General features: G+C 46.4%; 10 protein-coding genes. 5 read left to right on the top strand and 5 right to left on the bottom strand.

What is annotated here, in order from left to right:
- Window positions 1-155 precede the first annotated feature (155 nt).
- Entirely contained in the window at window positions 156-356 is a 201-nt protein-coding gene (locus IGQ44_10160; GenBank protein HIK38336.1) for a hypothetical protein, read from the top strand.
- A 348-nt stretch (window positions 357-704) separates the two neighbouring features.
- On the opposite strand, the gene IGQ44_10155 is transcribed toward IGQ44_10160, so the two are convergent.
- The gene (locus IGQ44_10155) at window positions 705-1178 is read right to left on the bottom strand and encodes a hypothetical protein (protein ID HIK38335.1); all 474 of its coding nucleotides are present in this window, start codon (window positions 1176-1178) and stop codon (window positions 705-707) included.
- On the opposite strand from IGQ44_10155, the gene folD reads away from it, so the two are divergent.
- Entirely contained in the window at window positions 1177-2031 is an 855-nt protein-coding gene (folD, locus tag IGQ44_10150; GenBank protein HIK38334.1) for a bifunctional methylenetetrahydrofolate dehydrogenase/methenyltetrahydrofolate cyclohydrolase FolD, read from the top strand. The two genes, IGQ44_10155 and folD, sit on opposite strands and share 2 nt — an antisense overlap.
- Window positions 2032-2149: 118 nt before the next feature.
- Window positions 2150-2851 (top strand): 1-acyl-sn-glycerol-3-phosphate acyltransferase, encoded by a 702-nt coding sequence (locus tag IGQ44_10145; GenBank protein HIK38333.1) that lies wholly within the window; start codon window positions 2150-2152, stop codon window positions 2849-2851.
- 151 nt (window positions 2852-3002) lie between these two features.
- On the opposite strand, the gene gltB is transcribed toward IGQ44_10145, so the two are convergent.
- The 3 genes from gltB to IGQ44_10130 all read right to left on the bottom strand — a co-directional run bounded on the left by gltB (window position 3003) and on the right by IGQ44_10130 (window position 9383).
- Window positions 3003-7625 (bottom strand): glutamate synthase large subunit, encoded by a 4623-nt coding sequence (gene gltB, locus IGQ44_10140; protein ID HIK38332.1) that lies wholly within the window; start codon window positions 7623-7625, stop codon window positions 3003-3005.
- Window positions 7626-8087: 462 nt separating this feature from the next.
- Complete coding sequence (gene ribE / locus IGQ44_10135) at window positions 8088-8792, bottom strand: riboflavin synthase (protein ID HIK38331.1); 705 nt, start codon at window positions 8790-8792, stop codon at window positions 8088-8090.
- A gap of 15 nt (window positions 8793-8807) precedes the next feature.
- A complete protein-coding gene (locus IGQ44_10130; GenBank protein ID HIK38330.1) occupies window positions 8808-9383 on the bottom strand; it encodes a rhomboid family intramembrane serine protease in 576 nt (191 codons plus the stop codon).
- A 313-nt stretch (window positions 9384-9696) separates the two neighbouring features.
- On the opposite strand from IGQ44_10130, the gene IGQ44_10125 reads away from it, so the two are divergent.
- On the top strand, window positions 9697-9834 hold the full coding sequence (locus IGQ44_10125; protein ID HIK38329.1) for a hypothetical protein: 138 nt from the start codon (window positions 9697-9699) through the stop codon (window positions 9832-9834).
- An 85-nt stretch (window positions 9835-9919) separates the two neighbouring features.
- Here the strand turns inward: IGQ44_10125 and hypE are convergent, their stop codons facing one another.
- A complete protein-coding gene (hypE, locus tag IGQ44_10120) occupies window positions 9920-10966 on the bottom strand; it encodes a hydrogenase expression/formation protein HypE (protein HIK38328.1) in 1047 nt (348 codons plus the stop codon).
- 78 nt (window positions 10967-11044) lie between these two features.
- Here hypE and hypD point away from each other — a divergent pair, with 78 nt between their 5' ends.
- Window positions 11045-12139 (top strand): hydrogenase formation protein HypD, encoded by a 1095-nt coding sequence (hypD, locus tag IGQ44_10115; protein ID HIK38327.1) that lies wholly within the window; start codon window positions 11045-11047, stop codon window positions 12137-12139.
- The last annotated feature ends 189 nt before the right edge of the window (window positions 12140-12328 follow it).

Raw genomic sequence — 12328 nt, 5'->3', positions numbered from 1 at the left:
CCCCCACTCTCCCCCATCCTAGCACCAACTAAGCAAATGTGTCAAGGGTTAGGGGTACTGTTAAGGATATGTTAAATTCTATAAAAATGTAGCAATTTATACAGAAGTTTACTATAATGAGGACAGAAGGGAAAAGAAGAAAGGAGGGGGAAGGTATGAACACCAATCAAAAGGCCCGTGCCCTGATGCTGCGTCATGATAGAATGGTGAGGAACCGTCAGCAATCCCTGTTGAGCCGTGCCGCAAGGGAAATAGGTTTGGATGTTAACAATACTGAGTACTATGAAAATCTAAGGGCTGCCCCTCTTTCCGGCTTCGCCGCTGACTATGGCCGTATTGGAGGCAGTCCCAGTTAATCCCCAGTCAATCCCCAATGTGTAGGGGGGGGGTGGGGCACATTGCCCGTAGCTCTCACTCCCCTCTATCTAGTTTTTTTGCTAATTAAATTCAATAGTATAGGACGCCGCTAGGCTAAAACTCTCATTCATCTGTTCCACAGTATTTTGTTCCTGACTTGTTTTATCGTTCCTACCCCCTGGCAGTCACGCCTCCTGCCGTCCCCCCCCATTATAGCAAAGCAAAGTCCCCCTCGAAATGAAATGAAAAAAGTTAAAAAATGTAAATGAGGAATGTAAAATGTAAGGGGTAAGGGGGGTATGTTGTGATGTGGCAACCCCGCCATAAAGGGGGGGTGCGGGAGGGGCTTATTTTTTGCCAGGGAGGATGAGGGAATCATCCGGCATTTCTAGATAGAATTCACCCCAGTCATCCCCTTCAACGGTAATATTTTGGTATTTTAAAATGCCCTGGAGTCTTACGGTTTGGCCGGGGTTAAATTGCAGTTTGTTGCCCACTACCACCCAGATGCTGCTACTGTTGTCTTGGATTTGATAGGCTTGAGAGTTTAATAGGGGTACGGTTTTGACTATTTTACCCTCTATGGTCACCAACTGGTTTAGGTTTTCCTGCTGTTTTATTTCCTGTATGGAAAAGACGGGTGTGACTAATCCCCCATTGACTGGGTGACAGCCAGTGGCGGTTACTAAAGAAAAAGAGAGGAGGCTGGCGTAAAGACTATTCATAAAAATCAATTGTATGTCATGGAATTTGTTCCTAATTAACCCTATAATTTTTTGACAGTGTATTTTTGCAGACAGTTCAACCAATAATAGTAACATGACAGCCAAGATTTTAGATGGAAAGGGTTTAGCCAAAAAGATTGAAAGCAGCCTACGGGAGGAGATTCAAAGCCAAATAGAAAAGAAAAAAAGGCCCCCAGGTTTAGCAGTATTAATGGTAGGGGACAACCCGGCTAGTGCGGTGTATGTGAGGAATAAAGAAAGGGCTTGCCAGGGGGTGGGGATGGTGTCTTTCGGCAAACATTTTCCCACAGAAACCTCTCAAGAAAAATTGATTGCCGTTATCCGACAGTTAAATGAAGATGAGCGAGTAGATGGCATTCTGGTACAATTACCTTTGCCAAACCATTTAGACGCAGTAGCCCTATTACATAATATCACCCCGGACAAGGACGCTGACGGTCTACATCCAGTCAATTTGGGCAAACTAGTGCGAGGGGAGAGGGGGATAAGGAGTTGTACCCCAGCTGGTGTGATGGAATTGTTGCGGGAATATGATATACCAATAGAGGGGAAAAGGGCAGTGGTGGTAGGCAGAAGCATTTTGGTAGGCAAGCCGTTAGCCTTGATGTTGTTGGAAAAAAATGCCACTGTGACTATTGCCCATTCTCGCACAGCGGATTTGGCGGCGGTGACAAGGGAGGCGGATATTCTAGTGGCGGCGGTAGGCAAACCGGGATTAATCACTGCCGAGATGGTAAAACCTGGTGCTGTAGTCATCGATGTGGGTATTAATCGGGTTGATGGGCGTTTGGTAGGTGATGTAGCCTTTGACGAGGTAAAGGAGGTAGCAAGTTATATTACACCTGTACCCGGGGGAGTTGGTCCTATGACTGTAGCCATGTTGTTACAAAACACCTACCAAAGTTATTTACAGAGGATTAACCATTGAAGGTGGTATGGGGGGTGACACTTTCCTGTAACAGTGGCAAAAGTGTCCTAATCAGGTGGCAAAAAGAGGGACAAATGGTTTTCACTGGGAATAGGAGGTTTTGTTGAGGCCTGTTAAGATGGTTACAGAAACAGTCCAAGGGAGTCAAGACAAGTCACCATTAACCTCACGGGTGTCACCGTGGCTGGTAAGGATTGCCTATCCCCTGATAAGAGGGCTTGTTTTTCCTTTTTTCTTCAAGGAGATTGTAGTAGAAGGAAAAGAAAATGTACCCAAAGAGGGGGCAGTTATTGTGGCGCCTACCCATCGCTCTCGTTGGGATGCTTTAATAGTACCATATGCCACTGGAAGACTAGTAAGTGGAAGAGATCCCCACTTTATGGTGTCTGCTAATGAGATGAAGGGGATACAGGGGTGGTTTATTCGGCGTCTGGGGGGATTTCCTGTAAATACAGAGCGTCCGGAATTAAGTAGTCTTACCCACACCTATGAGTTGCTGACAAGGGGGGAGATGGTAGTAATTTTCCCAGAGGGTGGCATTTTCCGTACATCCGAAGTACAACCTTTAAAAAGGGGATTGGGGAAGGTGGCGGCGGAGGTGGCTATGAATTATCCAGAGGTGGACTTAAAAATACTACCCGTTGCCATCAGGTATAGTGAGGCCATTCCCCGTCGTGGTTGTCGGGTGTGGGTGAGGGTAGGCAGGGGTTTGAGGGTGAGTTACTACTTAGCAGACACTCCTCGCCAGACTAGTATTCGTCTTACTGCTGCCTTAAAGGAGGCTTTAGACAGGGAGGTTTCTCTGCTTCCCCAATTATAAATTTCCCCTCACTTATTCCCTAAACTTTATCTCTCGAAATCATGGTCAATTCTCTGGGTCGGCTAACATGAATAAGGCAGAATTATTCCACATTTTTAAATAAAAAAAAAGCTGGATCACCGGGTAAAAGTAACCCAGCTTGAAGGAAAAACTAGACAACAGTCAGTTGTTTTTGAGGCTTAACCTCAGGGCTATCGGCCTCGGATGGCGGATACACCTGCCAGAATCTTGGCAGATACTCATCCCAATTATCTAGAATCAATTTACCCTTTCTGCTGCCAGTCTTTTGAACGTGATTAGCAATTAATTGTTTTAATTGGGCCTCGGCGGCGGGGGTGCAAATCCGCTGGATTTTGACGATTTCGGGGTTTACGAAGGCGGGGAAATTGCCCTCTTCATCCAGGAAGTATGCCAAGCCCCCTGTCATACCTGCCCCTACATTCCGTCCTACAGAGCCTAAAACCACCACCACGCCACCAGTCATGTATTCACAACAGTGATCGCCGGCTCCCTCGATTACGGCTGTAGCCTTGGAATTACGGACAGCAAAACGTTCACCAGCACGGCCATTGGCATAGAGACAGCCACCGGTAGCACCATAGAGACAGGTATTACCGAGGATGACGTTGTCTTCGGGGGCTATGGTGGCTTCGGCGGGGGGCACAATGACAATCTCGCCACCATTCATGCCCTTGCCCACATAGTCATTGGCTTCCCCTTCCAGATACAGGTGTACTCCCTGGATGTTGAAGGCGCCGAAACTCTGCCCCGCAGTACCTTTGAACCTCAACTGTATGTTACCCAAAAAGCCAGTATCTCCGTATTTGCGGGCGATGACACCGGCTATTCTTGCCCCCACAGAGCGGTCTGTATTTACAATCTTAATATGCTTAGTGACAGTGCCGTGATTTTCGATGGCATCTTGGATGTCGGCGTCGGCAAGTATATCATCGTCTAATACATGACCATTACTGTGGGCTGGGCCATGATTTAACCACTCGCGCTGGTGCTTCACATCTGGCAGCTGGAGTAGGCAGTCCAGATTGAGGGAGGAAGTTTTGGCCAGTTTCACCGATTGACGGTACTGAAGTAGGTCTGCACGACCTATTATTTCATCGAGACTACGATACCCCAACTTGGCCAAGATAGAACGTATTTCCTCGGCGATGAGGTAGAAGAAATTGACAACATCCTGGGGCACGCCTGGGAAGCGCTTACGAAGACGTTCCTCCTGGGTTGCCACCCCTACTGGACACTGATTAGTATGACACACCCTTGCCATAATACAGCCCTCGGCGATCATGGCGATGCTGCCAAAGCCGTATTCTTCGGCTCCCATGAGGGCGGCCATAACCACATCCCAACCAGTACGCAATCCCCCATCTACTCGCAGGATTACCCGGTCCCTCAGTTGGTTTTCAATGAGAGTACGATGTACTTCAGTTAGACCCAATTCCCAGGGGCTGCCGGCATGTTTGATGGAGCTGAGGGGGGATGCGCCTGTGCCGCCGTCATGACCGGAGATTTGGATGATATCGGCGTTGGCTTTGGCCACCCCGGCGGCGATAGTGCCAATTCCTACGGAGGCTACCAGTTTGACGGATACCTTGGCGGTGGGGTTAATTTGGTGTAAATCGTAGATGAGTTGGGCCAAGTCTTCGATGGAGTAGATGTCGTGGTGGGGTGGGGGGGAGATGAGGGTGACACCGGGTTTAGAGCGTCGTAACATAGCGATATACTCGCTTACCTTCTTGCCCGGTAACTGGCCACCTTCCCCTGGTTTTGCCCCTTGGGCTATTTTGATTTCCAGCTGTTCAGCATTAATGAGGTATTCTGGGGTTACACCGAAACGGCCGGAGGCTATTTGTTTGATGGCGGAGGAGGCACAGTCGCCGTTTTTAAGTCCTTTTAGGTGGGGAAAAGAGGGGCTATAGCCATTTTCATCCACATCGTTGATTATATGGTAGCGTTTAGGGTCTTCTCCCCCCTCGCCGGAGTTAGACTTACCACCGATGCGATTCATAGCGATGGCCAGGGTCTCATGGGCTTCTTGACTCAATGCCCCCAGAGACATGCCGCCGGTGCAGAAGCGGGGGAGAATGTTTTCTATCGGTTCCACCTCTTCTAGGGGGATAGGTTGCCTGTCAGACTTGAACTCCAACAAATCCCGGAGGGCGGTAGCGGGGCGCTCTTCTAGATAGCGACGATACCATTCATAATGGTCATAGCCCTTCTGAGTGCCATAGGCCCTCACTGCCTCGTGTAGCAGTTTGGCCATTTCGGGGGAATTCATGTGGTATTCGCCGCCTTTTTTGTAGTTGATATAGCCGTAGTTTTCTAGCTTTTTGGCTTGTAATTCAGGGAAAGCCCTTTGGTGGAAGGAGATAACCTCGTTGGCCACTTCTGCCAGACTTAGGCCCCCCACACGGCTAGTGGTGCCTTCAAAGGCCAAGTCTATCACATCAGGGCCTAATCCAATACACTCAAAAATCTGCGCTCCATGGTAGGAGGAGAGGAGGGAGATGCCCATTTTCGAGAGGATTTTCAGTAAGCCTGCCTCTACTGCCTTGCGGTAGCGTTGGAAGGCCTCCACCTCGCTGATGGCCTCGATTTTCCCATTTTCCATGAGTTTCCGGGTTTTGCCGTCATGCCACCAGGCGGCGATAGTTTCCCAGGTGAGATAGGGGCATACGGCCGATGCCCCATAGCCGATGAGACAGGCAAAGTGGTGGGTGCTCCAACACTGGGCGGTATCTACTATGAGGGAGGTTTTAAGACGTAATCCCTCTCTGATGAGGTGGTGGTGGACTGCCCCTACTGCCAACAGGGGTGGTATATAGGAGTACTCAGTGCCGATTTGTCCCACCCTGTCACTGAGGATGAGAATTTGATAGCCTTCTTCTACTGCCCTTGTAGCTTCTTCACCCAGTCTTGCCAGGGAGGCTTTGAAGCCCTCAGGACCATCGGCGATGGGGAAAAGGGTGGACAATTGTTTACAGGGGAATTCCGACTGTTGTTTTAACGCCTCCAGGTCAGCATCAGACAATACAGGGGATGGTATAACGAGGGTGTGGGCACTTTCTGGCTGAACGTCTAATAGATTCCCCCTGGATCCCAGATGCATTTCCAACGACATTACTAGACTTTCCCGCAGGGGGTCAATAGCCGGATTTGTCACCTGAGCGAAGCGTTGCTTGAAGTAGTCGTACAAAAGACGAGGTTTATCTGACAATACTGCCAGGGGTATATCATCTCCCATACAGAAGGTAGGCTCTTTTCCTTCCAACGCCATGGGGATGATAATCATTTCTAAATCTTCGGCACTGTAGCCAAAGGAGGTTTGGAGGCGCACTAGTTCCTCTTCCGCCCGTCTGGACTGGGTGGGGGTGAAAGGGGATAGGGACAAACGACGACGATATTGTTTCAGCCATTGGCCGTAGGGTTTTGCTGCTGCTATTTTTTGTTTTATTTCCCAGTTTTTTAGTAATACATTGTTTTCCAAGTCTACTACAATCATTTGCCCGGGACCCAGTTTACCCTTTTCGATGATTTCTGCCTCGGGCAGGGGTACAACTCCGGCTTCTGAGGCCACCACCACACAGCCGTCGCGGGTGATAGCATAGCGGGCAGGCCGTAGTCCGTTGCGGTCCAAACAGGCTCCAACTGTTTTCCCTTCGCTGAAGGCCAGTAAGGCGGGGCCATCCCAGGCTTCCATCAAACCGCTATAGTACTCGTAGAAGTCTACTATTTCGGGGTATTTTTCCAGTTCCGGCTGGTTTTGGTAGGCCTCCGGGATGAGGATCATGAGGGCCTCTGGAATACTACGCCCCGTTCTCACCAGTAGTTCCAGGGTACTATCCAGGTTATAGGAGTCGCTGTTGAGGGTATTGACGATGGGGGTAGTGCCTTCCAATTCCTCCTCTGTCCAGCCGGGCAATTCCATGTTGGCCTCTCGTACCTTCATCCAGTTGATATTCCCCAAAAGGGTGTTAATTTCGCCGTTATGGCCTATCAGACGCATGGGTTGAGCGAAGGGCCATTTGGGCACTGTGTTAGTGCTGAAGCGGCGGTGGAATACTGCCCAGCGGCTGGTGTAGGCAGGGTTGCTCAGGTCTTGGTAGAATTTTCCTAATACCTCTCCCCTTACTAGCCCCTTATATACGATAGTGCGGCTGGAGAAGGAGCAGATGTAGAAGTCGTCAGTTAGTCTCTTGCCTACACGAGATCTTGCTATATACAGGCGTTTTTCCAGTTCATCTCCTTGGCTGCCATCCGGGGAGGTGACTATAATCTGTTCGATTTTGGGGAGGGTGGATTTAGCTTGTTTTCCCAACACTTCGGGGTTTATGGGAACTTTTCGCCACCCCAGGGTGATAAGTTTTTCCCTAGCTACCATTTCTTCCACATATTGGCGCCCTTCTGCCGCCCTTTCCTCATCCCGAGGCAGAAACACCATTCCCACTGCCCATTTTCCTACGGGGGGCATTTCCACATTGTTTTCTGCAAACCAGGGCTTAAATATGTCCACGGGGATGCCCGTCATGATGCCTGAGCCATCGCCGGTGTCCCTGTCTGCACCGCAGGCCCCTCTGTGTTCCATGCATTGTAGGGCTTTTAGTGCCTTCTCTACCAGTTCATGGGATTGACGGTTTTCCAGATAGGCTATCAACCCCACACCACAGGCATCTCTTTCTTTTGTTAACCAGGGTTGTCCTTGAAAGGTTATAGCTTCTTCTTTGGCACAGTATTTTCTCATCAGCTCTTGACTTTGCATATTGCTACTGGTTATCCTATTGCACAATAGTCGGAAATGTCTGGTCTTGTCTTGATGGGCAATATTGTTTTGTTTTACCCCTCCCGGCCTTGTCTGTTTCCTCCTGAGGTGGCGTAGATATATTTTACACTATTCCCGGTGTCTAGGCAGTCTCCTCCCGGCCAAATGTGAGCTTTTCTTGTTATTTCCACCTCCCCTTTCTCCTCCTGCTCCTGTTATTTTCCCCTCTCCCCCCTTTTTTCTTTTTCCTCCTATGATTTTTCCCTTTTCTTGTATCTCCTCACCGCCTCATTATACTCCTTTAAAACCACAAAAATCAATAGGCATTTAATATTTCTTAAAACTTTCCCCTTGCTCTCTGTAATTCTAGCTTGTTGCGGGAAAATTATGAGGATTATTTTCCAAGAGATGGTGGGTTAGAATACAAGAAATCAGCGGGTTTGGCGGAAAAGACATTGAGAGTTAAAAAAGGGAGTTAATATAACCATTTTCTAACAAGAATTCCCGGGTGATGTCAGTGGAGATAGGGGAATCCTGTTGGGGGCAATGACGGAGAAATCTACTTACATACTTGGCCAGGATGTCTGTTTCTAAATTTACCCAGTCACCAGGTTGCAGAAGGGAAAGATTAGTTTGAAAGTAGGTGTGAGGTATTACTGCCACAGTAAACCAACTGCCTCCTTCGTCACAGTCGGCTATAGTGAGACTAATGCCATTGACAGCGATACTCCCCTTGAAAACTATATAGGGGGCAATGTGTGTTTGCCACTGTTTTTGTAGACTGGTGGGGGGTGTAAAAGTCATCTCCCAGGATTGCTGTTTTTTGACAGATTGTGCTAAACTGCCAATACCGTCTACGTGTCCACTGACAAAATGTCCACCAATCTTACTCCCGACTCTTAAGGAGGTTTCTAGATTGACAATCTTGCCTCTCATGCTAGTTTGACTTAGGGTGGTGCGTTTTAGGGTTTCAGGGGAGGCGGTGGCAGTAAAGCCAGTGGTGGTTATCTCTTCCACTGTTAGACAAATTCCATCTACTGCAACACTATCCCCTATTGCTAAATCGGCAGTGATAGTTTCCCTCTTGTCTTCCTCCACTGCTACCTGGTAGAGATTGTTTCCCAGTAATTTTATTGTGCCTTTTGCCTGTATTAATCCCGTAAACATTTTAATCAAAAACAGTTATTTGCTAGGAAGTAATTTGGCGGCTAATACACCACCGAGGAAGCCGAAAAAATGCCCTTGCCAAGATATATAGGGGGAAGAGGGTAGTACCCCCCAAATCATGCTACCGTAGAGGAAAAATACCATTAAAGACACAGCAATGGAAGGAATGTTTTTTTTGAATAAACCCCTAAACAGCAGAAAGCCAAGGTAGCCGAAAATAACGCCACTTGCCCCTACTGTGATAGAATATCTTGGCGAAAAAAGCCAAACCCCCAAACCACTAGTTAGCATGGACAATAGACTCACAACAAAGAAGTCGCTAGTCTCCCTTAGCATGCATAAAAAACCTAGTATCAGAAAGGGGGTAGTGTTGGCAAGAAGATGAAAATAATCTCCGTGTAAAAATGGTGCGAAAACCACACCCCTTAATCCTGTTAAATTTCTGGGGGAGATGCCATAATAATTGAGACGGTAGTTAAAAAAAGTGGCATTGATAATGTGCACAAACCAGAAAACTGCCACAATGCTGCCCAGGATGGTAAATTGGGTTTTTACCTCTTTTGCCAAGGCTTTTAACTCATTATTGCTCATAGTTGTGGAGTTCTAACTATCTTTTCCATTCTATAGCTTTTATGGGGGATATTTCCACAGTCCCTCCTCTTTGTTTCCCTTTCCACAGGCTGGGAAACATCCCCGGAAAATTTTTTGTTTTTCCTCTCTCTAGGCTGACTCTATAGTGCAATCATTTTCCTTCTTATTCTCCCTAACAAAATCAGTGTTGTGTTTAGGGTTCGTTGAAACAAAAAATTACAATTACCGGGTGCGTGTTAACTTATGTTAAGTAAGTGTTATAGGAATTTATTGATTACATAACAAATAGGGTATAATCGGCGTTGGTATTTGCGTGGCTGCTTTTGTCGACGACATGCCCCCCTATCAGCCGCCAAACCACGAATTACAGGATTATGTTCAAACTAGTCTCCCCTGTTATTATGACGATAAGGGCAGGAAAAGGTGTTTTGAGAAAGGCAGAGTAAAATAAATACCCGGCTGGTTTTAAAACTAGGCAACGGTGACTAAGTCTCCTTCTAGGATTTTTTAAGTACCATAATCGGCACTATAGCATTTTAACAGATTCTCGGCAATTGTTCTCCTGAGAGCATATCAATGACTCTTTTACTTCCCATAACCGTATTTAAAACCACTACCCCCCTGTGAGCCTTTTTCACCCTCCCAATAATCCTAGCGTGGGGGTTTTCTTTTTGCAATATGGACAGAGTTTTCTCAGCAAATTTTTCTGGGGTAAACACAACAAATCTCCCCTCATTGGCTACATATAAAGCATCAAATCCTAGAATCTCACAGGCGCCTTTTACTTCTTCTGTTACTATGATAGAGTCTTCTTCTATAGTCATTTCCCATTTACCGGCTATGGCTATTTCATTCAAAGCAGAAGCCAACCCACCTCTTGTTAAGTCGCGCAAACAGTGGATTTCTATACCCTCCTTGATGAGCTCTAAAACAGTATAATGCAGGGGCGCGCAATCACTTTCGATACTGGTTTCAAATTCTAATGCTTCCCTTACCGCCATGATGGCAATTCCATGTCTACCAATATCCCCACTCAAAATAATCACATCCTCTTCCTGAATTGCCAGGGGATTTATCTCTAAATTGTGTTCAATAATTCCCACGCCACTGGTATTTATAAATATCCCGTCTCCCTTGCCTTTTTCTACTACCTTGGTGTCTCCTGTCACGATACTCACTTGACAAATTTCCGCCGCCTGCTTAATGGATTTTACTATTTTCCATAGAGTATCAATGGATAATCCCTCTTCTATTATAAGACCCAAACTCAAGTATAAAGGTTTAGCCCCCACCATTGCCAAATCATTAACTGTGCCATATACTGCCATCAATCCAATATCCCCTCCTGGAAAAAAAAGGGGATTTACCACGTAGGAATCGGTGGTGAAGGCCATCTTCTTTCCGTTAAAATTTAAGGTTACAGAATCATGAGTCACTGAATTTGGCGGGGGAAAACTGGCCAAAAAAAGTTGCTCAATTAACTGATGCATTAACTTGCCCCCTCCACCGTGGGCCATTAAAACATGTGTGTATTTATCTATAGGCAAGGGGCAGTTGAGAATAAAATTTTTTTCCCTCTCCATGTTCCTCCATTATACTTAGTAGTGTCCCTACTTGTTTATAGGATAAGCAAAAACTATAACAAAAAAACGGGTAAGCCAATGAGATTTGTAGACGAATATCGTCAGAATACCCTAGTAGAAAAATATCGCCAGGCTATCCAGGAAATTATTACTCAACCATGGCAAATTATGGAGGTTTGTGGAGGACAAACTCATTCTATCCTAAAATACGGATTAGATCAGCTGCTGCCCCCCGAAATCTCGTTAATACACGGTCCTGGTTGTCCCGTATGTGTAACTGATGTTCGCATAATAGACATAGCCGTGTCAATAGCCTCCCAGGAAAATGTGATTTTATGCTCCTTTGGTGATATGTTAAGAGTGCCAGGGAGTAAAACGGATTTGCTTTCTGTCAAGGGGAAAGGGGGGGATATTCGTATTCTTTATTCCCCTCTAGACAGTCTTAAAATTGCCAGGGAAAACCCTCATAGGGAGGTCGTATTTTTAGCTGTAGGATTTGAAACTACCGCCCCCACCACCGCCATGACTGTATATCAGGCAAAAAGACAGGGGATAACCAATTTTTCTCTTCTAGTTTCTCATGTTTTAGTGCCACCGGCCATGAGGGCAATTTTATCTTCCCCCCAGTGTAAAATTCAGGGTTTTTTAGCGGCAGGACACGTTTGTACTGTCAGGGGTTATCATGAATACGAGTCTATATGTCATGAATATAAAATCCCAATAGTCGTGACTGGTTTTGAGCCTCTGGATATTATACAGGGGATTTACATGTGTATCCAGCAACTGGAAAATAAAACTTATAGGGTGGAAAATCAGTACAGAAGATGCGTGAAAAAAGAGGGAAATATCCTGGCAAAAAAAATAGTAGAAGAGGTGTTTGAAACAAGTGATTATAACTGGCGGGGTATAGGAATAATTCCCAACAGTGGTTTGAAACTGAGGAAAGATTATGCCTCATTTGACTGTATATTAAAGTTTGGCATATCTCCTGAAATTGAACCCCATTGGGATGATAATCCTTGCATTGGAGGCGAAATTTTGCAAGGAATAAAAAAACCATATCAATGTGAAGCATTTGGATTAAAATGCACTCCGGAAAATCCCCTAGGCGCGCCAATGGTCTCCTCCGAAGGCGCTTGTGCAGCCTATTATCGTTATCGTTATTCTTCCTGATAGACAGCCTTTTGTCAGCGAATAAGTAATGGAAATAACCCCGAATCCCTGGTATTTAGCAGTAAAATGAAATCCTCACCTCCCCCCACGACGTCAAATCTGTGTATCTACTGTCATTATTAGGTAAGCTCATTATTTTCCCCATGTCGATTCCAAATACATACTGCCATTGGGAAGTATAATCCCTGC

This window comes from Geminocystis sp. M7585_C2015_104 (assembly GCA_015295805.1).
In the GTDB taxonomy this organism is placed as follows: Bacteria; Cyanobacteriota; Cyanobacteriia; order Cyanobacteriales; family Cyanobacteriaceae; genus DVEF01.
This window is presented reverse-complemented; position numbering and strand designations above follow the sequence as displayed.